This is a genomic window from Saccharothrix sp. HUAS TT1 (genome assembly GCF_040744945.1).
Classification (GTDB): domain Bacteria; phylum Actinomycetota; class Actinomycetes; order Mycobacteriales; family Pseudonocardiaceae; genus Actinosynnema.
In genome coordinates this window covers 109426-129916 of sequence record NZ_CP160453.1, presented here as the reverse complement: position 1 = coordinate 129916, position 20491 = coordinate 109426, and the positions used below count along the sequence as shown (strand labels likewise).

The following is a 20491-nucleotide window of genomic DNA, read 5'->3' as shown; positions in this document are numbered from 1 at the left end:
TCGAACGCGGTCGCCCGGATCGAGGGCGGGGGCTGATCCGCGGCGGGCCCGGGGGCGCCGCCGCGGATCAGCCGCGGCTCAGTTGCGCCAGGTGTCCGACAGCGCCGCGGGCGCCGTCGCCGAGCGGTTCGCGCCGCTCTCCCACGTCACCGACCCGTTCGACTCCTTCCGGATGTACTTGTACTGGAACGACGTCCCCGAGGGCAGCGACACCGAGCCCTTCCACAGCGGGTAGGAGGCCGACGACAGGGCCACCGCCTGGGCCGGGTTCCACGAGCCCAGCGACGGGTGGTCGCCGACCACGAAGACGTTCTGCCCCGACGACGTCGTCGCGTTCACCGAGAACGACGCCGACCCGACCGGCTGGTTGCCGCCGCCGGTCGCGCCGACGTGCAGCGCCAGCGCCTCGCCCGCGCCCAGCGTCGCGGTGAACTGGCCGTTCGACCCCACGGTGTGCGCCACGCACCCGTCCCTCTGCACGTCGCAGTACGACCCGGCGGGCAGCGAGGTCTGGAACGTCCGCGTCAGCGAGGACGACTCCCGGTTGATCGCCACGAACCCCTTGGCGCCCCGGCCGAACGCGATGGCGTCGCCGCCGTTGTCCCACCAGTTGCCGACCGACGTCCCGGAGACCGCGTTGCGGAACCCGACCATCGACGCGATCTGCGTCCACCGGTGCTGGCACTTCCACCCGGACGTGTAGCACTCCGACCCGGACGGCGGACCCGCGTCGTGGTTGGAGAACTCGTAACCCGAGTACACGTTCGGTGAGCCGTAGGGCCACGCCAGCATGAACACGTTCGCCAGCGTGTAGGTCGACCCGTCGCGGTAGGTCAGCGTCGACCCGTTGCGCTCGGTGTCCCAGTTGTCCACGAACGCCCGCGCCTGGCCGCTCGGCAGGTAGCCCCACGACTGGCCGAACGTGCGCAGGTACGCCAGGTTCTCGTTGTTGAAGATCCGCTTGACGTCGTACGCGTACCGGAACTCGTCGACGTCACCCGACCCGGTGTACTCGCCGGGCTGCACGGCCTCGCCGGCCCCGTAGATCACCTCGTGCACCCAGTACACGTTCGGGTTGCTGAGCCGGGACTTGATCGCGGAGAGGTCGGCCGCCGCCATGTGCTTGGCCGCGTCGACCCGGAACCCGTCCACGCCCAGCGAGATCAGGTGGTTGAGGTAGGTCGCGATCCGGCCGCGCACGTAGTCGCTGCCGGTGTTCAGGTCCGACAGCCCGACCAGCTCGCAGTTCTGCACGTTGTCGCGGTTGCGGTAGTCGCTGATGTGCGACCGGCACGAGTGGAAGTCCGGGTCGCTGTAGATGCCGGGGTAGTTGTACTTCGAGTACGACGAACCGCCGGTGCCCACCCCCGACCCGGCGCTCATGTGGTTGATCACCGCGTCCGCGATGACCTTCACGCCCGCCGCGTGGCAGGTGTTGACCATGTTCCGGAACGCGGCCTCGTCGCCGAGGCGGCCGGCGATGCGGTAGCTGACGGGCTGGTAGGAGGTCCACCACTGGGACCCCTGGATGTGCTCGGTGGCGGGGGAGACCTCGACGAACCCGTACCCCTTCGGGCCGAGGACGTTGGCGCACTCGGTGGCGACCCGCGCGAACGGCCACTGGAACAGGGTCGCGGTGACGTCCTTCGCGGACGGCGGCGTTGCAAAACTTTGCGGAACCGCCAAAAGGCTGAACAGGAGGATGGCTATCGCGCCCAGAGCGCGTCGACTAGCGGAAACCACGTTGTCTCCTAGGTGGCAGGGATGTGCTCTAGGTCATACCAGCTGCCGGACTTGCTGAAAACACTTGCAAAGTATTTCATTGCCCTCCGGCGGAACCGATCCGGAAGGACACCCCATGACGCAGGACTGGTGGCGCGAGGCCGTCATCTACCAGGTCTACGTGCGCAGCTTCGCCGACTCGGACGGCGACGGCGTCGGTGACCTGCCCGGCATCCGCTCCCGGCTGCCCCACCTGGCGGACCTCGGTGTCGACGCGGTGTGGATCACGCCGTTCTACCGGTCCCCGATGGCCGACGGCGGCTACGACGTCGCCGACTACCGCACCGTCGACCCGCTGTTCGGCGACAACGACGACGCGAAGGGGCTGGTGGCCGACGCGCACGCCCTCGGCCTCCGGGTGATCGTCGACCTGGTCCCCAACCACACCAGCGACCGGCACGAGTGGTTCCGGCAGGCGCTCGGGTCCGCTCCGGGTTCGCCGGAACGCGCCCGCTACCACTTCCGCGACGGCCGCGGCGACCAGCCGCCGAACGACTGGGAGTCCGTCTTCGGCGGCCCGGCCTGGACCAGGACCGCCGACGGCCAGTGGTACCTGCACCTGTTCGCGCCGGAGCAGCCCGACCTGAACTGGGACCAACCGGAGGTCCGCGACGAGTTCCTGGACGTGCTCCGGTTCTGGCTCGACCTCGGCGTGGACGGCTTCCGCATCGACGTCGCGCACGGCATGGTCAAGGCCGACGGCCTGCCCGACGTCGGCACGCCGAACCACCTCAAGCTGCTGGGCACCGAGGCCCTGCCGTTCTTCGACCAGGACGGCGTCCACGAGATCTACCGCGACTGGCGCAAGGTGCTCGACTCCTACCCCGGCAACCGGATCGGCGTCGCCGAGGCGTGGACCCCGAGCCCCGAGCGCACCGCGCGCTACCTGCGCGCCGACGAGCTGCACCAGGCGTTCAACTTCCACTACCTGACCGCCGCCTGGGACGCCGCCGAGGTCAAGCAGGTCATCGACGACTCGCTGGCCGCCATGGCGCCGGTGTCCGCGCCGACGACCTGGGTGCTCTCCAACCACGACGTGCAGCGGCACGTCACCCGCTACGGCAGCGTGGCCAGGGCCCGCGCCGCCGCCCTGCTGATGCTCGCCCTGCCGGGCAGCGCGTACGTCTACCAGGGCGAGGAACTGGGCCTGCCGGAAGTCCTGGACCTGCCCGAGGACGTGCTGCAGGACCCCGTCTGGGAGCGGTCGGGCCGCACCGACCGGGGCCGTGACGGCTGCCGCGTGCCCATCCCGTGGACCGCGACCGGCCCCTCCTTCGGCTTCGGCGACGGCGGCTCCTGGCTGCCCCAGCCGGCGACCTGGGGCGCCCTCAGCGTCGAGGCCCAGCAGGGCGACCCGAACTCCGTCCTGGAGCTGTACCGCAACGCCCTCCGCACCCGTCGCGAGCACCCGGACCTCGGCGCCGGCGCCGACGTCGAGTGGCTGGACGCGCCGCGCGACGTCCTCTCGTTCCGCCGCGGCGCGTTCACCTGCGTGGTCAACTTCGGACCGGACGTGGCACGCGTGCCGTCGGCCGGCCGGGTGGTGCTCGCCTCGGGTGGTTTCGCGACCGAGGACGCGGACGTCCTGGTGCCGCCGGACACGACCGTGTGGCTCTCCCGCCCGTAGAGTCACCCGGTGTGACAGCGCGGCTCAGTGACATCGCGACCCAGGCAGGCGTGAGCGAGGCGACGGTCAGCCGAGTGGTCAACGGCAAGCCGGGCGTCTCGTCCGCGACCCGCCAGGCCGTCGTCGCCGCGATGGACGTGCTCGGCTACGAGCGCCCGCCCAGGCTCAGACAGCGCAGCGCCGGGTTGATCGGCCTGATCACCCCGGAGTTGAACAACCCGATCTTCCCGGCGTTCGCGCAGGTCATCGAGCAGGTGCTCACCAGGGACGGCTACACGCCGGTGCTCTGCACCCAGACACCGGGCGGTTCGACCGAGGACCAGCTGACCGAGATGCTGGTGGACCGGGGCGTCACCGGCATCGTCTTCGTCTCCGGCCTGCACGCCGACACCACGGCCGACAAGGACCGCTACGTCAAGCTGGCCGGCCGGGGCGTCCCGTTCGTCATGGTCAACGGCTACACCGACCAGGTCTCCGCGCCGTTCGTCTCGGTCGACAACCGCGCGGCGGTCCGGCTGGCGGTCTCCCACCTGGTGGAACTCGGCCACGAGAAGATCGGCATGGCCGTCGGGCCGCCGAGGTTCGTGCCCGCGCTGCGGATGGTGGAGGGCTTCACCCTCGTCCGCCCCGAGGCTTCCCACTTGGTGGAACACTCCCTCTTCACGGTCGAGGGCGGCCAAGCCGCCGCCAACACCCTGCTCGACCGCGGCTGCACGGCCATCGTCTGCGGCAGCGACCTGATGGCGTTCGGCGCGATCCGGGCCGCCCGCCACCGGGGGCTGACCGTGCCGCGGGACGTCTCGGTCGTCGGCTTCGACGACTCGCCGCTGATCGTCTTCGCCGACCCGCCGCTGACCACCATCCGCCAACCGGTCGAGGCGATGGGCCAGGCCGCCGTCCACGCCCTGCTGGAGGAGATCGGCGGGACCCCGGCCCCGCACGCCGAGTTCGTCTTCCAGCCGGAACTGGTGGTGCGCGGCTCGACGGGCGCGCGCCGCTGAGGGACCACCGCCTCTAACCTGGTGGTAGCACGTGGATAAGGTCGGGTTCCACGCAACGACACCGGGAGGCGCGTTCAAGTTGGGTGTGTTCGTCACGGGTGTGCGCCCGCGCTGGTCGGACATGGACGCGTTCGGCCACGTCAACCACGCCAACACGGTGACGTTGCTGGAAGAGGCGCGCATCGACCTGCTGTTCACCGAAGCGGCCAGGCACGGCGTGCCGGAGATGTCGCAGGGCATGGTCGTGGCCCGGCTGTCGGTGGACTACCTCGCGCCGCTGGTGTTCACCGGTGACGAGATCAGGGTGGAGCTCTCGGTGCGGGAGCTGAAGTCGGCGTCGTTCACGCTCGACTACACGGTCCGCGGCGCGCGCCAGGAGGACAGCGCGGTCGTCACGAAGGCGGAAACCCTGGTGGTGCCCTACAACCTGGAGGCGGGCCGCCCGCGCCGCCTCCTCGAAGCCGAGCGCGACTTTCTCGCGGGCTGGCGTGCCGGAGGTAATGGTGCCTGAGCTGGTCCTGGCCGACCCCGCCGAGCGGGACGACCTCGGCGCGTTCGTCGCGCGCGCCGTCCGCTTGGACGCCCAAGCGGTCGTGCGGTTGCGCAACCGCCCGTCGAGCGACCTGCTGGACGCGTGGGTGGCGACCCCGTTCGACACCCTGGCCACCCGCACCGTCGCCGGCCGCGTCACGCCGGAGGACGTGACCGTGTCCGGCGCCGACCTGCTCACCGGCCTGGCCGTGGTGCGCAGCGAGACCGTCGACCCCGGTCCGGCGCGGGACATGATGTGGCGCTCGGCGCTGCCGCCGTCGTCCGGCTGGCTGCCGGTGGACCGGTTGCCCGGCGACGTCGTGTCCGAGCTGGCCGAGAAGGGCGTGGAGGTGGCGCGGGAGAACGCGGGCCCGCGCGGCACGCCGCCCGCGTCGCTGCTGGACCAGACCGTGATCACGGTCAGCGGTTCCGGGCTGGACGTGAAGGTGCCGATGCGGTGCCTGTTCGCGTTGTCCGGCATGGGTTTCCTGGGCGGTGACGACGTCCGCATCACCGCGACGGACTCGTGGCTGCGCATCGACGCCCGGTTCGGCGCCGTGGTCCGCCGCCGGCACTCGATGCTGCCGCTGCTGGTCTGACCGGGCGCCGTCGACGGCGGTTGGCCGTCGGTCCGGCCGGCTACCCTGGGACAGGGGGCCGGCGATGGAGTTCAGGGTGCTGGGGCCGGTGCGGGCCCGGGTGGACGGGAGTGCGGTCGAGGTCGGCGGGCCGAAGCCGAGGACGTTGCTGGCGGTGCTGGCCGTCGAGGCCGGTCGCGTCGTGCCCGTGCCGCGGTTGATCGACGCGCTGTGGGGCGAGGACCCGCCCGCGGGCTCCCGGTCGGCCCTGCACACCTACGTCTCGACGCTGCGCCGCGCGCTGGGCGACGTGCTGGTCCGCTCCGGCGGCGGTTACCTGCTGGCCGCCGAACCCCACCAGGTCGACCTGCACGTCTTCACCGCCGAGCTGTCCGAGGGCCGCCGAGCCCTGGCCGAGGGCGACCTGGAAGCCGCCGCGGCGCGCTTCGCCGCCGCCCTGGCCCAGTGGCGCGGCACGCCGTTGGGCGGCGCCTTGGGCGCGTGGGCCGAAGGCGAGCGGTCCCGCCTCGAAGAGCTGCGCTCGGGCGCTCTGGAGGACCGCTTCGACACCGACCTGGCCCTGAACCGGGGTGAGGCCCTGGTGCCCGACCTGACCGCGGCCGTGGCCGCGAACCCCCTCCGGGAACGGCTGCGCAGCCAGCTCATGCTCGCCCTGAACCAGGCGGGCCGCCAAGCCGAGGCGCTGGCCTGCTACCGGCGGGGCAGGCGCGTCCTGCTGGACGAGCTGGGCGTGGAACCGGGCCCCGGCCTGCGGGCCACGCACGAACGCGTCCTGCGCGGCGAAGCGGCCCCGGCGCCCGCGCCGCCCGCGCCCACCCCGAGCCAGCTCCCGCACGACATCGCCGACTTCACCGGCCGGACCGCCGAGCACGACCGCCTCACCGCCCGGTTGACCACCGCCACCGGCGCGACGCGCGTCTGCGCGATCTCCGGCCCGCCCGGCGCGGGCAAGTCGACGCTCGCCGCGCACGTGGCCCACGCGGTCCGCGAGCACTTCCCCGACGGCCAGCTCCACGCCAACCTCCGCGGTGTCCAGTCCCGCCCCGCCGACCCGGCCGAGGTCCTGGCGGGCTTCCTGCGCGCCCTCGGCGCGCCGGACGACGCGATCCCCGTCGACCTGGAGGAGCGGGCCCGCCTCTACCGCACCCTGCTGGCCGACCGCCGGGTGCTGATCGTCCTGGACGACGCCCGCGACGAGCGCCGCATCCGCCCGCTGCTGCCCGGCGGCGCGACCTGCGCCGTGCTCGTCACCAGCCGCGAGCGGCCGAGCGCGCTGAGCGGCGCGTCCCACCTGGAGCTGGGGGTCATGCGCGCCGCCGAGGCCCTGGAACTGCTCGACCGGGTGGTCGGCGACGGCCGGGTGGCGGCCGAACCGGGCGCCGCCGAGGACATCGTCCGCCTCTGCGGCCGGTTACCCCTCGCGCTGCGCATCGCGGGCGCCCGGCTGGCCGCCCGGCCGCAGTGGCGGCTGACCCGCCTGGCCGAGCGCCTGGGCGTGCAGCGCCGCGTGCTCCAGGAGCTGACCCTCGGTGACCTTGAGGTGCGCGGCAGCCTGGCGCTGAGCTACGACGGCCTGGCCGAGCGGGAGCGGACGGCGTTGCGCCGGCTCGCCCTGCTGGGCGTCGCCACGTTCAGCGGCTGGCTGGTCGCGCCCCTGCTCGACTGCGACCCGCACGACGCCGAGGAAGCCCTGGAGCGCCTGGTCGACTCACGCCTGCTGACCACCTCCGCCTCGACCACCGCCCTGCGCTACGAGATGCACGACCTGACCAGGGCGTTCGCCCGCGAACGAGGCGAGGCCGAGGAGCCGGGGGCCGCCGTCAGGGCCGCCTGCGCCCGTGCCGCCCGGGTCTGGCTCGACCTGATCCACCTGGCCGACAGCCACATGCCGCACACCGCGCTGAACCACCCGGCGCCGCACCACCCCGCGCCGGACCACGTCGACCCGGACGCGGCGGCCGAGATCGCGGCCGACCCCGAGGCGTGGTTCGACGCCGAGCAGGCGACGCTGGTCGACGTCGTGGAGCGGATCAGCGAACTCGACCTGACCGACGTCGCGACCGGGCTGGCCGCCGCCCTGTGCTCCTCCCGGTTCTCCGTCCGCAACCTGTTCAACCAGTGGTGGCGCACCCACTCGGCGGCCCTCGCGGCGGCCCGCCGGGCCGACGACCGGGCCGGTGAGGCGCACCTGCTGTCCGGCCTGGGCTGGCTGCGCTACGAGCAGGACCGCTTCGAGGAGGCCACCGCGTACTACGAGCAGGCGCTCGACGCCTACCGCCAGAGCCACGACCCGAGGGGCGAGGCCGCGACCCGCCTGGCGCTGAGCACCGTCCGGCGGGAGCGCGGCGAGCTGGCCGAGGCGCGCGACCTGCTCGACCTGGCCCTGCCGGTGCTGCGCGACCTGGGCGAGGACCACCTGGTCGCGCGGGCGTCGCACGGCCTGGGCCGCGTGCTGACCGAGCAGGGCCACCTGGCCGCGGCGCTGGAGGCGTGCGAGCGGACCGTGCGCGCCTACCGGGCCGCCGGCGACCGGCGCGGCGAGGCGATCGCGCTGCGCTCGGTGAGCCTCGTGCACCGGGCCGCCGAGCGCTGGGACGAGGCCGCCGAGCACGCCGCCCGCGCCGTCGAGGTGCTGCGCCCCCTCGGTGACCGGCTGATGTCGGCCTACGCCACCCAGGCGCTGGCCAAGGTCCGCGTCCGCCAGGGCCGCGGTGACGCCGTGCGCAGCGACCTGCTGGAGTGCCTGGCCACCTGCAACGAGATGCAGGACGGCTTCGGCCAGGCGCTGGTCCTGCGCACCCTCGGCGAACTGGAGCTGGCCGCCCCGCGCCCCGAGGTGGCCCGCCGCTACCTGGACCGCGCGCTGCACTGGTGGCAGGCGCTGTCGCTGCCGGTGTGGCGGGCGCGGACGCTGCGCGACCTGGCCGCCGCCCTCACCGCCCTGGACGACCCGGACGCCGCCGGGGCGGCCCGCCGGGAAGCCGAAGCGATCTTCCGCGCGCACGGCTGCCGCGAGGCGGGCGAGCCGACCCGCCCGGCGCCCGGCGCGTCGCACGCCATCGCCTGAGCGGGCCGTCCACCTGCGGTTTCAGCTTTCTTTGAGCCCTCTGCCCGAGGATGCCGCGACGCGGTGGTCGGAGGTGCGGTCGAGGGGTCCGCACCTCCCCACCGCGGTCAGACCAGCCAGACGGCGGTGTCCGGCGGCAGCTGGTTGCCGTCCATCGGTCCGCTGGACAGCAGCACCTCGCCGGGCGGCAGCGGCACGGGGCCGCCGGAGGTGTTGAGCGCGCAGATCAGCCCGCCGCCCTTGCGCCGGAACGCGAAGCACCCGGGCGGCGCGCCGTACCACTCCAGCTCGTCGCCGTTGAACGCGCCGTTCGACTTCCGCAGCTCCAGCGCCTGCCGGTAGAACGACAGCATCGACTCGGGGTCTTCCAGCTGCGACTCGGCGGTCAGCCCGGCCCACTCGTTCGGCTGCGGCAGCCAGGTGGTCACTGCCTGCGAGAACCCGAACGGCGGCGTGTCGCCCTCCCACGGCAGCGGCACGCGGCAGCCGTCCCGACCGCGGTCGGTGTGCCCGGACCGCAGCCAGATCGGGTCCTGGAGCGCCCACTCCGGCAGCTCCACGTCCGGCAGGCCCAGCTCCTCGCCGTTGTACAGGTAGACCACGCCGGGCAGCGCCAGCTCCACCAGCGTCATGGCCCGCGCCCGCCGCGAGCCCAGCTCGCCGCCGCCGTACCGGGTCACGTGCCGCGTCACGTCGTGGTTGGACAGCGTCCAGGTCGGCGGCGCGTCCAGCCCGCGCACCGCGCCCAGCGAGTGCTCGATGGCCGCCCGCACGCCGTCCGCGTCGAACGGCGCCTCGACCAGCCGGAAGTTGAACCCGAGGTGCAGCTCGTCGGGCCGCAGGTAGCGGGCGAACCGCTCGTCGTCCTTGACCCAGATCTCGCCGACGGCCATCCGGCCCGGGTACTCGTCGACGACCTTGCGGATCATCCGGTGCACCTCGTGCACGCCGTCGTCGTCGAACCGGGGGTCCAGCGCGTTGTCGTGCATGACGCCCGCGCCCAGCTGGGCCCGCGGGTCCATGTTCGGCAGCCCGTGCGGTTTGGCCATGCCGTGCGCCACGTCGATGCGGAACCCGTCGACCCCGCGGTCCAGCCAGAACCGCAGCGTGCGGACCAGGTCGGCGGCGACCTCCGAATTGTGCCAGTTCAGGTCGGGTTGCTCGGGCGCGAACAGGTGCAGGTACCACTGCCCGTCCGGCACCCGCGTCCACGCCGACCCGCCGAACTGGCTGGCCCAGTTGTTCGGCGGCACGGAGCCGTCGAACCCGCCACCGTCGCGGAACACGTACCGGTCCCGCTCGACCGAGCCCGGTCCGGCCCGCAGCGCGGCCTGGAACCAGGCGTGCCGGTCGCTGGTGTGGTTGGGCACCAGGTCGATGGTGACCCGGAGGTTGTGCGCGTGCGCCTCGGCGACCAGCCGGTCGAACGCGGCCAGGTCGCCGAACAGCGGGTCGACGTCGCGGGGATCGGCCACGTCGTAGCCGTGGTCGGCCATGGGCGAGGTGAAGAACGGTGTGAGCCAGAGGGCGTCCACGCCGAGCAGTTCGAGGTAGCCGAGCCGGGAGCGGATACCGTCGAGGTCGCCCACGCCGTCACCGTTCGCGTCGGCGAAGGATCGGACGTAGACCTGGTAGAAGACGGCGTCACGCCACCAGGCGGAGTCGTCGGCGATCTCTGGTTGTGGATCGGAGGATCGTCGCACGAGGAGTCATCCTGCCATTCGCGACCGACACCACGATCTCGTTCGGGTGATCAAGAATCACACCCAAGCGTTCATCATGCTGTTGGCGGCCATCTCCAGGTACGCCCAGAGCTGCTTGCGGTGCTCGGGGGACAGCTCCACCGAGTCGACGCCGGCCTTCGCGCAGCGCAGCCAGGCGTCCCGCTCGGCGGGGCCGATCACGAACGGGGCGTGGCGCATCCGCAACCGCGGGTGACCGCGTTGGTCCGAGTACGTGTGCGGGCCGCCCCAGTACTGCATGAGGAAGAGCCGGAACCGCTCCTCGGCGGGACCGAGGTCTTCCTCCGGGTACATCGGGCGCAGGACCGGATCGGCGGCCACTTCCTCGTAGAAGCGCGCGACGATCTTGTGGAACGTCTCGTACCCGCCCACTGCCTCGTAGAAGTTGTCGGCCGGAGTCGTCACCCCTCCATCCTGCCTCAGCCACCGGCGGGCAGCCCACACCGCACCTCCCGAACGGCCTCCCCGGCGCTTGGCGAACGGTTGGCGCACCGCCCCGATCCGTGGTGCGCGGACCGCGCGGCACCCCATCCTGGGCCGGTGATCCGCCGGGAGGGAGGGCACGACGTGGATGACGCCAACCACCAGCTCCGCCACTGGTTCCGGCTGGGCGGGTGGACGCAGTCGGAGCTCGCGCGCGCCATCGGGCGGCTCGGCCAGGCGCGGGGCCTCAACGTCGCGCCGGACAGCTCCCGGGTCCGCCGCTGGCTGGAGGGCGAACGGCCCCGGCACCCCGTCCCCGACCTGCTGGCGGCACTGCTCGCGGACCGGGCCGGCCACCCGCTCACCCCGGCCGACCTGGGGCTCGCGCCGAACCGCGACCGGGTCGCGTGGGACCACCGAACGCTGGTCACGACGTTGCAGGACTTCACCAGGAGCGATCTGATGATCAAACGCAGGGACGTGCTCGGCGCGACCGCCGCCCTGGCCACGGGCGCGGTGCTGGAGGGCAGGCTGGCGGGCTGGCTGACCCCGGCGGACGACGCCCCGGCGGACGACGCCTCGCCGCCGGCGCTGGGCCCGGGACGCATCGGCGCCGCCGAGATCGCCGAGATCGAGGCCGCGACCGGGACGTTCTGGGCCTGGGACGCCAAGCGCGGCGGCGGGCTGTACCGGGAGGCGGTGGTCGGGCAGCTCAAGGCGATGACCGACCTGCTGGACCACGCCTACCCCGACGCGATCGCCCGCCGGCTGTTCCGCTCGACCGCCGACCTGGCCCGGCTGGCCGGGTGGATGTCGCACGACGTCGGCCTCCAGGCGACCGCGCAGCGGTACTTCACCCTGGCCCTGCACTGCGCGAAGCGGGCCGGTGACACCGGTCTCGGCGTCGAGGTGCTGTCCCGGATGGCCCGGCAGATGGTGCACGTCGGCCGGCCGCGGGACGCCCTGTCCCTGGTCGCGCTGGCCGGGCGGGGCTCGGGTGGGCTGGACCCGGTGGTGTCGGCCATGCTCCTGACCTGCGAGTCGTGGGCGCACGCGACCCTGGGCGACGTCCGGGCGGTGGACCGGGCGGTCGGCGCGGCGGAGGAGCACTTCTCGCGCGCCGACCCGGGCGCGACGCCCCCGTGGCTGTCCTACTTCGACCGGGCGGGGCTGGAGGGCATGGCGGCGCTGGCGTACCGGACCGCCGCCGAGCACCACCCGGCAGCGGCGGGCAGGGCGGAACCGCACCTCGCCGAGGCCCTTCGCCTGCGCCGCGAGACCTACCGGCGGTCGAACCTGTTCGACGTCATCTCGCTGGTGGGCGTCCGCGTCCTGCAGGGCGAGCACGCCGAGGCGAACCGGCTGGCGGCCACCCTGCTGAGCCCGGCCGGCCGGATCAGCTCGACCCGCACCTCCGACCGGATCAGGGCCGTCCGCGACCGCGCCGAGGCCGACGCCGCCCGCTCGAAGGACGCGCGGCTGCTGGCCGACACCCTCGCCGCGGCCTGACGGTGGTGGCCGGCGGGAGCGCCGGCCACCACCCGGCTAGGACTTCAGCGAGATCCCGGCCTCGTCCAGCGCCGGCATCAGCTTGGCCCGCAGCGCCCGCTGCACGGCCCACTGCCGGCCCGGCCGGACCTTCACCGTGACCCGCATGGTGATGCCCTCCGGCGTGACCTTCTCCACGCCGAGCACCTGCGGCTTGTCGATGACGTCCTTGGCCAGCGTCTCCTCGTCCACGGCGTCCACCACGGCCTTGTCCAGCACCTCGGTGGCCGACGCCAGGTTCGCGCCGTACCCGAGCGGCAGGTCGACCACGGCCACCGCGAAGCCCTGCGAGGAGTTGCCGACCCGCAGGATCTCGCCGTTGCGGACGTACCAGACGGTGCCGTTGGTGTCGCGGATCGTGGTGATCCGCAGCGCCACCGACTCGACCGTGCCGGTGGCCGGGCCGAGGTCGACCACGTCGCCGACGCCGTACTGGTCCTCCAGCATCATGAACATGCCGGACAGGAAGTCCTTGACCAGGTTCTGCGCGCCGAAGCCGATGGCGACGCCGAGGATGCCCGCCGAGGTCAGGATCGGCGCGGGGTTCATCCCCAGCTCGGTGAGCACCTGGATGAACGCCACGCCGAACACGATGATCGTGACGAACGACTTGAGCACCGAGCCGATGGTCTTGGCCCGCTGCTCGCGCCGCTCGGAGACCAGCGCGCCCAGCGCCTGGGGAGCGCGCTCCCGCAGCGGCTTGAGCAGCTTCGGCTTCCGGTCGCCGCTGCCGCGGGTCATCCGGTCGATCAGCCGGCGGAGCAGGAACCGGATCACCACCGCGATGATCAACGTCAACGCGATCCGCAACGCGCCTTCGGCGATCTTGGGCCCGTTGGTCATCCACCACTCGACGGCGAGGGTCGACTTCACGTCCACGTCAAGCACCTGCACTCGAACAGTCCTCCGCTCACAACTCCAGGCCGGTCGCCCAGGCCAGGAAGGTCAACTGGTCCACGGCCAGGCCGACCGACCGGCTCACCGACCGGCCGGCGTGCCCCACCTCGGTCTCGCGGCGGAGCAGCACCGGGTGCTTGGTCGGATCACTCGACGTCGCGTGCTGGAGCGCCGCGCACATCTTCCGGGCGTGGTTGGGGTCCACGCGGCTGTCCGACTCGAAGACCGTGAACAGCACCGAAGGGTACTCAACTCCGGGCCGCACCCGGTGGTACGGGGAGTAGTCCAGCAGCCAGGCCAGCTCCTCCGGCACGGACGCCGAGCCGTACTCCTCCGCCCACAGCCGCCCCAGCAGGAACTTCTCGTACCGCACCATGTCCAGCAGTGGCGCCGAGCACACCACCGCCGCGTACAGCTCGGGACGCTGGGTCAGCGCCGCGCCGACGAGCAGCCCGCCGTTCGAGCCGCCCGTGATCGACAGCTGCTGCGGGGTGGTCCAGCCGTCGGCGACCAACCGCTCGGCCGCCGCGTGGAAGTCGTCGAACACGTTCTGCTTGCGCTCGCGCGTCCCGGCGGCGTGCCACTCCTCGCCCTCCTCGTCACCGCCGCGCAACGACGCGTGCGCCCACACGCCGCCCGCCTCGACCCAGGCCAGCGTGGTCGCGCTGTACCCCGGCCCGCGGCCGACCGCGAAGCCGCCGTAGCCGGTGAGCAGCGCCGGCCGGGGCAGGTCCGGGTGCTGCTCGCCGGACACCACGAACATCCGCACGACCGTGCCGTCGGCCGACGCGTACTCGACCTGCTGCGTGGTCACCCGCGGCAGCTCGACCGCCCCCGGCGCGGCGGCCTCCAGCTCGGTCCGGCCGGTGGACAGCGAGTAGCGGTACACCGACAGCGGCGTGGTGAAGTCCGACCAGCCGAACCACAGCACGTCCCGGTCGGCGGTGGTCAGCGCGTCGACCGTGGACAAGCCGTGCAGCGACCCGGTGCCGGGCAGCGGCACCTCGCCCAGGTGCTCGCCGGTCGCGGGGGAGTGCAGGTGCGCCTCCGACACGGCGTGCCTGGTCCGCAGCAGCACCAGCGAGCCGTCCAGCCACGTCACCGCGTCCAGCACCGAGTCCGGCTGCTCCGCGACCAGCTCGGTCCACTCGGTCGGCGTCGTCGGGTCGGCCACGCACAGCCGGAACCGGGGCGCGTCCAGGCTGGTCCACAGGTAGAGCCGGCCGTCCGGCGCGACCCACGCGGTGCACTGCACGGCGTCCTCGTCCCGCACGACCGGCGTCAGCTCGCCGGAGCCGGCCAGGTCGGCGATCCACACCGAGTCGCGCCGCACGGTGCCGGGCGCGCCGTTGACGATCAGCCACCGGCCGTCCTCGGAGAGGGACACCCCGTAGTAGTACGTGTGGTCCAGGCCGTCACCGTGCACGTTCACGTCGTCGGACGCCGGCGTGCCGATCCGGTGCCGCCACACCCGGCGGTGGAACTGCTGCTCGTCCTCGGGCACCAGCGCCGGGTCGATCCGCCGGACGTAGAAGAACTCCTCGCCACCGGGCAGCCAGGCGACCGGCGAGTACCGGCAGCGGTCGACCGGCCCGTCCAGCAGCTCGCCGGTGTCGACGTCCACGACGTGCAGCAGCGAGTGCTCGTCGCCGCCGACGGACACCTGGTAGGCCAGCCGCGTGCCCTCCCGGGAGGGTGACCACCGGTCGAGGGTGGTCCGGCCGGACGGGTCGAGCGCCGAGGGGTCCAGCAGCACCCGCTCCACGCCGTCCACCCGCACGTAGAGCACGGGGTGGTCCTGGTCGGGGCCGCGCCGGGTGTAGAACGCCCGACCGGCCCGCCACACCGGCGTGCCCACGGAACCGGTCCGCATCAGCTCGGCCAGCCGGTCGGCCAGCGGGTCGCGCCCCGGCAGGGCGTCCAGCCACGAGCGCGCCACCGAGTCCTGCTCGGCGGACCACTCCTCGGTGCGGGGGTCCGCAGCGTCTTCCAGCCAGCGGTAGGGGTCGGCGACCGCGTGGCCGTGCAGGTCCTCGACCAGGTCGAGCCGCGGCGCGGCGGGGTAGGTGATCGTCGCAGGCAGCGCTGCGCGGGAGGCATCGGTCACCTCGCCGAGGGTAGCGCGGCTGATGAAAACCATCTTCGATAGGTGCCTGTTCACCCGGGTTTCGCGCAGAGCTTCGTGACACGTCACATATCACAGGTGATTTTTGGGGTCGATCTGTGGTCTGCTATGGCTGAACCGGTGGAGGTGGTCGCGTGCCAGACCGACAACCCACCCCGATCGGCGCCCTGGTGAACGCCGGGATCGCGTCGTCGGTCCCGTCCGGCCAAAAGCAGCTCGCGGTGACCACCGTGCACGCCGTGGCCGACGGGCGGGGAGCCGGTCCGGCCCCCGTGGTGCTGCCCTGGGGCAGGCGCAAGGTCCTCTTGCTCAACGCCACGTTCGAACCCCTCACCGCGCTGCCGCTGCGGCGCGCGGTGGTGCTCGTGGTGTGCGGCAAGGCCGAGGTGGTGCACGGCGACCCGGCGGGCGCCGTCGTCCACTCCTCGACGTCCGCGGTGGTCGTGCCGTCGGTGATCCGGCTGGCGAACTACGTGCGGGTGCCCTACCGCGGTCGGGTGCCGCTCACCCGGGCCGGGTTGATGCACCGCGACCGGTACCGCTGCGCGTACTGCGGCGGGCGCGCCGAGACCATCGACCACGTGGTGCCGCGCAGTCGCGGCGGACCCCACTCGTGGACCAACTGCGTCGCCTGCTGCGCGAAGTGCAACCACCGCAAGGCCGACAAGCTCCTCTCGGAGCTGGGCTGGCGCTTGCGCGTGGTGCCGAACGCGCCCCGCGGGCCGCACTGGCGGCTGCTGGCCGGCGTCACCGAGGCCGACCCGCTGTGGCTGCCGTACCTGGGCGAGCCCGCGGCTTAGCGACGACGTGCCCCACCTCAGGCCGCCAGGACCACGTCCTGGGGGCCTTCGGTGATGCGCACGGAACCTGACGTGATCCGCACGGAGCCGGACGTGATCCGCACCGAGCCCGACGTGATGCGCACGGAGTCGGACGTGTCGCGCACGGAGTCGGACGTGATGCGCACAGATCCCGACGTGATGCGCACAGAGCCCATCGCGGTGATCCGGACGGAGTCGTCGGAGGTGATGCGGACGGAGTCGGCGAGCACGCTCGGAGGCTGAACAGTGGTAACGGTCTGCTCCGATTGGGTGTACGACGAAAGGGTGAGGGCGGCGACCAGAACGAGGTTCATGGTGTACATGTCGTGTCCTCCGAGACTCATCGGGCGGGTATTGGTCTCCGGAATCGGATGCGCAAGACCCGTACAGGTGAAAAGCTAGAAGCCGACTGGGCTCGGGACAAGACGCCAAACCGGCCGCCATTCGCCTCCGTCCGGGCGAAGGCCGTCCGGGTGTACGCACTGCGACGATCGAGCGGTCGAGCTGGTTCATTCGGCACCGATGAGTACCGAGGGTGACGTCGTCCCAGGTAGGGCGTAGGGAGGATCACTCGCGTCCATGCCACGTGCCCAGGCTCGTCACGGTGCGCGGCGCGGTGTCCCGGCCGCCGCCGGGGCGTCCCACGGCTTGGTAACCGCCATACGCGTGATCGCGGACCGCGCGACGGGGGTCTCGTTCACAGATAGAACGACCGCCGGAGGACCCCGCCGGACCTCCTCGACACCACAACGGTGCCCTCGCCCGGACGTGACCAGGCCGATCGGTTACCGTAACCAGCGTGACCATCGTGGAGACCGTGCTCGTCTTCGCGCTGATCCCGCTGGCCATCTACGGCGTGATCACGCTACTGACGCTGAGGCCGAAGGCCACCCGCATCCAGCGGTACCGCCCGGGCCAGGAGTGGAACTACCCCACCGTCTGGTGGACCGCGAACCCCGGCGGCTTGCCCGGTGGAGCGCACCAGGCCGTCGCGGCGCCGGCCGAGGGCCGTACCGCCAAGGGAGGTGCCCGTGGCAACTGGTGAGCTGACGAGGGTGGAGGTGGACCCGTCAACCCTGCCGGTCGGCGCGGCCGTCACCAACAGCGGCCGGGTGTCCGCCGCGAAGATGTACGAGCCGCACGCGCCGATCCTGCCGTTCACGCCGGTGCAGCTGGCGAGCCTGGACGAGGCGCTGACGCTGGCCAGCCGCACCACCGGGCTGGACTTCAGCGTCTACCTGGGCGGGCTGGGCGCCGACTCGCGCGCGAAGGCCGAGGAGCTGCACGCGAGCACCCCGCGCCCGACGCACGCCGTGCTCGTCGCGGTGTCGCCCGGTGAGCGCAAGGTCGAGGTGGTGACCGGTGACGAGTCGCACCGCCGCATCCCCGATCGCGGCACGAAGCTGGCCGTCATGAGCATGGTCGCGTCCTTCAAGGAGGGCGACCTCGCAGGCGGCCTGGTGAGCGGCCTGCGGATGCTGACCGACCAGGCCGGGCACGCGCCCAGGGCGTGAACCCGCTCGTGAAGTGAAGGCCCCGGCGCACGAGCCGGGGCCTTTGCCGTTACCGGGCCTTGAGGGCGTCCACGAACGCCCTCAGCCTGGCCGTGCTCACCCCGAGGACCACCCCGGGGTTCTTGCTGTCCCGCACCGCGCCGAGGTGGTTCGCCACCTCGACGCAGGCGCTATCGCTGACGCTCTTGCTGGACTTCTTCCACCGAAGTGTCATGCGACTCCTGTCGTCCGCTGCACCTCCTTCGCGATGAACTCGAAAGACTCCTGCGGGCTCATCGCGACCTCCAGCAACCTTGGCACGCACGCCTCGAAGTCGGCCACCGCCTCAGGCTCCTGCACGAACACCGAGCTGACGTGGTTCTCCATGTGGGCGAACGAGGTGCCGTCGCACCTCAGCAGCATGAAGGCGCCACTGAGACCCGGGTGCCAGCCCGTGGCGGTGGGCATGATCCTGAGGTCGACGTTCTCGTGCGCGCTCATCATCAGCAGGTGGTCGAACTGCTCGGCCATGACCTCCCGGCTGCCGAACTCCTGGTGCAGCACGCCCTCGCCGATGATGGCGGTGTACTGGACCGGGTTGCGACGGGTGAGGATGTCCCGCCGCCCCATCCGGACCGCGACGCGGGTGGCGATCTCCTCGTCGGGGATGCGGGCGGCCTCCATGATCGTGCGGGTGTAGGCACTGACCTGGAGCAGGCCGGGGATGATCAGCGGCGACCAGCTCACCACCTCCTTGGCCATCTGCTCGACCTCCACCAGAGCGGCGAGCTGCACGCGCCGGTGGGGCAGTTCGACGATCGCCAGCGGCGAGCCGTCCGGGTCTTCGGTCATCGCCAGGATTTCTTCGCGTTCCCGATCCGGTAGGTACAGGGGTTCGAGGATGCGGACGACCTCGGCGCGGGTCGGAACCCGTTGCCCGCTTTCGTTGCGCGAGAGCAACGAATGCACGACACCAATCTTCTTCGCCAGTGCGCGCTGACTGAGATTGTTGGACTCGCGGGCGTTGCGGAGACGCGCGCCCAGGGCGATGGATTTCGAGGTATTGCGATTCATGAATCGCAGCTTAGGGCTGGACCAGTGGTCCAGTCTCTCGCTCGAAAAGGGTATTGACCGGTTGTTCCACGCCGGACAGTCTGTTGTGCACCAAGCCACCGGCAAGCCCGCACGCTTGGCCGGACATGCACGGCGGGTGGTGGGACCCGCAGGTTCCGCACGATGCCACCACCCGCCGTGCCCCTCCCGAACATTCTGCACACACCTAGAGCTAGGGGTGACATGGAAACCGATGAAAAGCCGCCTGCCCGCCTGAGCACCGCGCGCAGCCGGGAATTGGGCGAGGAATTGCGCCGGGTCCGCCACCGGGCCCGGTTGTCGTCGGCATTCGTGGCCGAGGCGCTGGGTTGGTCGCTGGGCAAGCTGTCGAAGCTGGAAACCGGCAGTCGCGGCACGAGCGCGTGGGAAATCGGCACGCTGCTCGGCCGCTGCGGCGCCGACAAGCCGACCCGCGACCGCATCATGGCCATCGCCGCCGAGATCGACACGGGCAATTTCCTGCGCCTGCACGGCCCGACGCCGGACGCGCTCACGGCGTTGGCGCTGCACGAGTACACGGCCCGCACGCTCACCACCTACGAGCCGCTGACGATCCCCGGTGTCGCGCAGACCGAGGACTACGCCCTCGCGCTGACCGGCGACCGGGACGTCGTGCAGGCCCGGATGGTCCGCCAGGACGCGCTGCGCAGGCCGGGCGGCCCGGAGACGGTCATCTACATCCACGAGGCCGCGCTGCGGGTGGTCGTCGGCGACTCGAAGGTCATGCGAGACCAGCTGCTGCGCCTGACGCTGATGTGCGGCTGGCCCCGGTTCAGCCCGCGGATCGTCCCGATGAGCGCGCAGTCGCACGAGTCCCTGCGCCACGCGGCGACCCTGCTGACGTTCCCCGCGCCCAGCAAGGCGATGGCCTACGCCGAGACGGAGACCGCGACGATCTTCCACGACGACCCGAACGCCGTCCTGGCCTACCAGACCAAGATGCGGCACCTGGAGCGCATGGTCCTCACCCCGGCCCAGTCGCGCGACGTCTTCGCCCGCTGGGCCGACGCCTACGACAAGGACCACCGCTAGGGCGTCCCGGCGCTCCTACCAGGCGATGATGAACCCGTTCACCTCACAGGCGCACCCGCGCTGGAAACCGAACGGGGCGACGCCTGGAGCGCCACCTGTCGACCCGGCAAGCTTGCCGGGTGGACCTTCGGCTCAGAGGTCCAGCACGATGCGGAGTGCGGCATCGACCGCGTCCATCTCATGCAGTGTCAGCCTGCCGGCCACATCGCCCAGGCGCTGCGGGTCCACAGCGGTTGTCTGCTCCACGAGAACCCTGGTCGACTTCCCGTTCAACTCGATCTCAGGACGAAACGATGCCGCTCTGGCCGACGTCGAAGTCGGCGCGATGAGCCACGTGCTCAGTGGGAGCGCGTTCGACTGGACGACGACCGCGTAGCGGCTGCCCTGCTGCTCGTGCTCGGTCGCGTTGCGCGGAGCGCGAAGGCGGTAGACCTCACCACGCACGCAGTGGCTCCAGATCGGCGAGCACGGCATGTGCTTCCGCCACGTCGTCCGGGTCGGCCGCCAACGCCAGCGCTTCTGCGCGCAACTCCTCAGCCTGCTGCACCTTGGCTGCCAGGAGCAGGGCCTCGCGAATCGCAGCCGAAGCGCTGCGGCCGTTGGCCGTCAACGCCGCCAACGCGCGTTCTGTCTCCGCGTCCGGGCGAAAGGTGATGGTGCCCATGTGCTCAGCGTACTACGAATTGTATG

Annotated in this window: 20 protein-coding genes; 10 read left to right on the top strand and 10 right to left on the bottom strand. The window is 72.1% G+C overall.

Translation table 11 applies throughout. The features are described 5' to 3' along the window. Positions 1 to 78 precede the first annotated feature (78 nt). Complete coding sequence (locus tag AB0F89_RS00630; RefSeq protein ID WP_367131479.1) at positions 79 to 1686, bottom strand: carbohydrate-binding module family 20 domain-containing protein; 1608 nt, start codon at positions 1684 to 1686, stop codon at positions 79 to 81. 172 nt (positions 1687 to 1858) lie between these two features. On the opposite strand from AB0F89_RS00630, the gene AB0F89_RS00625 reads away from it, so the two are divergent. The 5 genes from AB0F89_RS00625 (at position 1859) to AB0F89_RS00605 (ending at position 8607) form a co-directional block, all read left to right on the top strand. Next, entirely contained in the window at positions 1859 to 3409 is a 1551-nt protein-coding gene (locus tag AB0F89_RS00625; protein ID WP_367131477.1) for a glycoside hydrolase family 13 protein, read from the top strand. Between the two features lie 11 nt (positions 3410 to 3420). After that, positions 3421 to 4410, top strand: coding sequence for a LacI family DNA-binding transcriptional regulator (locus AB0F89_RS00620; RefSeq protein ID WP_367131475.1), 990 nt, complete (start codon positions 3421 to 3423; stop codon positions 4408 to 4410). A gap of 79 nt (positions 4411 to 4489) precedes the next feature. Next, complete coding sequence (locus AB0F89_RS00615) at positions 4490 to 4921, top strand: acyl-CoA thioesterase (protein ID WP_367131474.1); 432 nt, start codon at positions 4490 to 4492, stop codon at positions 4919 to 4921. Next, positions 4914 to 5540, top strand: a complete 627-nt coding sequence (locus tag AB0F89_RS00610; RefSeq protein WP_367138628.1) for a hypothetical protein — start codon at positions 4914 to 4916, stop codon at positions 5538 to 5540. Before AB0F89_RS00615 ends, AB0F89_RS00610 begins: the two co-directional genes overlap by 8 nt. 64 nt (positions 5541 to 5604) lie before the next feature. Continuing rightward, positions 5605 to 8607, top strand: coding sequence for a BTAD domain-containing putative transcriptional regulator (locus AB0F89_RS00605; protein ID WP_367131472.1), 3003 nt, complete (start codon positions 5605 to 5607; stop codon positions 8605 to 8607). Positions 8608 to 8714: 107 nt separating this feature from the next. On the opposite strand, the gene AB0F89_RS00600 is transcribed toward AB0F89_RS00605, so the two are convergent. Beyond that, on the bottom strand, positions 8715 to 10310 hold the full coding sequence (locus AB0F89_RS00600; RefSeq protein WP_367131470.1) for a glycoside hydrolase family 13 protein: 1596 nt from the start codon (positions 10308 to 10310) through the stop codon (positions 8715 to 8717). Between the two features lie 57 nt (positions 10311 to 10367). After that, a complete protein-coding gene (locus AB0F89_RS00595) occupies positions 10368 to 10754 on the bottom strand; it encodes a globin (RefSeq protein ID WP_367131468.1) in 387 nt (128 codons plus the stop codon). 162 nt (positions 10755 to 10916) lie between these two features. Here AB0F89_RS00595 and AB0F89_RS00590 point away from each other — a divergent pair, with 162 nt between their 5' ends. Next, positions 10917 to 12281, top strand: a complete 1365-nt coding sequence (locus AB0F89_RS00590) for a hypothetical protein (protein WP_367131466.1) — start codon at positions 10917 to 10919, stop codon at positions 12279 to 12281. 36 nt (positions 12282 to 12317) lie between these two features. On the opposite strand, the gene AB0F89_RS00585 is transcribed toward AB0F89_RS00590, so the two are convergent. Together AB0F89_RS00585 and AB0F89_RS00580 are read right to left on the bottom strand one after the other, a co-directional pair. Then, on the bottom strand, positions 12318 to 13163 hold the full coding sequence (locus AB0F89_RS00585; protein WP_367138626.1) for a mechanosensitive ion channel family protein: 846 nt from the start codon (positions 13161 to 13163) through the stop codon (positions 12318 to 12320). A gap of 67 nt (positions 13164 to 13230) precedes the next feature. Further along, complete coding sequence (locus tag AB0F89_RS00580; RefSeq protein ID WP_367131464.1) at positions 13231 to 15324, bottom strand: prolyl oligopeptidase family protein; 2094 nt, start codon at positions 15322 to 15324, stop codon at positions 13231 to 13233. 152 nt (positions 15325 to 15476) lie between these two features. Here AB0F89_RS00580 and AB0F89_RS00575 point away from each other — a divergent pair, with 152 nt between their 5' ends. Beyond that, on the top strand, positions 15477 to 16142 hold the full coding sequence (locus AB0F89_RS00575; protein ID WP_367131462.1) for an HNH endonuclease: 666 nt from the start codon (positions 15477 to 15479) through the stop codon (positions 16140 to 16142). A 17-nt stretch (positions 16143 to 16159) separates the two neighbouring features. Here the strand turns inward: AB0F89_RS00575 and AB0F89_RS00570 are convergent, their stop codons facing one another. After that, on the bottom strand, positions 16160 to 16393 hold the full coding sequence (locus AB0F89_RS00570) for a hypothetical protein (RefSeq protein WP_367131460.1): 234 nt from the start codon (positions 16391 to 16393) through the stop codon (positions 16160 to 16162). A 569-nt stretch (positions 16394 to 16962) separates the two neighbouring features. Between AB0F89_RS00570 and AB0F89_RS00565 the strand changes: the two genes are divergently transcribed. Both AB0F89_RS00565 and AB0F89_RS00560 read left to right on the top strand, forming a co-directional pair. Beyond that, the gene (locus AB0F89_RS00565; RefSeq protein WP_367131458.1) at positions 16963 to 17208 is read left to right on the top strand and encodes a hypothetical protein; all 246 of its coding nucleotides are present in this window, start codon (positions 16963 to 16965) and stop codon (positions 17206 to 17208) included. Continuing rightward, positions 17195 to 17677 (top strand): DUF5130 family protein, encoded by a 483-nt coding sequence (locus tag AB0F89_RS00560; protein WP_367131456.1) that lies wholly within the window; start codon positions 17195 to 17197, stop codon positions 17675 to 17677. The genes AB0F89_RS00565 and AB0F89_RS00560 overlap by 14 nt, the downstream gene beginning before the upstream one ends. A gap of 49 nt (positions 17678 to 17726) precedes the next feature. Here the strand turns inward: AB0F89_RS00560 and AB0F89_RS00555 are convergent, their stop codons facing one another. Both AB0F89_RS00555 and AB0F89_RS00550 read right to left on the bottom strand, forming a co-directional pair. After that, the gene (locus AB0F89_RS00555; RefSeq protein ID WP_367131454.1) at positions 17727 to 17891 is read right to left on the bottom strand and encodes a DUF397 domain-containing protein; all 165 of its coding nucleotides are present in this window, start codon (positions 17889 to 17891) and stop codon (positions 17727 to 17729) included. After that, positions 17888 to 18730 (bottom strand): helix-turn-helix domain-containing protein, encoded by an 843-nt coding sequence (locus AB0F89_RS00550; protein ID WP_367131453.1) that lies wholly within the window; start codon positions 18728 to 18730, stop codon positions 17888 to 17890. The genes AB0F89_RS00555 and AB0F89_RS00550 overlap by 4 nt, the downstream gene beginning before the upstream one ends. A gap of 222 nt (positions 18731 to 18952) precedes the next feature. Here AB0F89_RS00550 and AB0F89_RS00545 point away from each other — a divergent pair, with 222 nt between their 5' ends. Continuing rightward, positions 18953 to 19801, top strand: a complete 849-nt coding sequence (locus AB0F89_RS00545; RefSeq protein WP_367131451.1) for a helix-turn-helix domain-containing protein — start codon at positions 18953 to 18955, stop codon at positions 19799 to 19801. Between the two features lie 132 nt (positions 19802 to 19933). Here AB0F89_RS00545 and AB0F89_RS00540 read toward each other — a convergent pair whose 3' ends face one another. Beyond that, positions 19934 to 20245 (bottom strand): type II toxin-antitoxin system PemK/MazF family toxin, encoded by a 312-nt coding sequence (locus AB0F89_RS00540; RefSeq protein WP_367131449.1) that lies wholly within the window; start codon positions 20243 to 20245, stop codon positions 19934 to 19936. After that, on the bottom strand, positions 20235 to 20465 hold the full coding sequence (locus AB0F89_RS00535; RefSeq protein WP_367131447.1) for a hypothetical protein: 231 nt from the start codon (positions 20463 to 20465) through the stop codon (positions 20235 to 20237). Before AB0F89_RS00535 ends, AB0F89_RS00540 begins: the two co-directional genes overlap by 11 nt. Positions 20466 to 20491 lie beyond the last annotated feature (26 nt).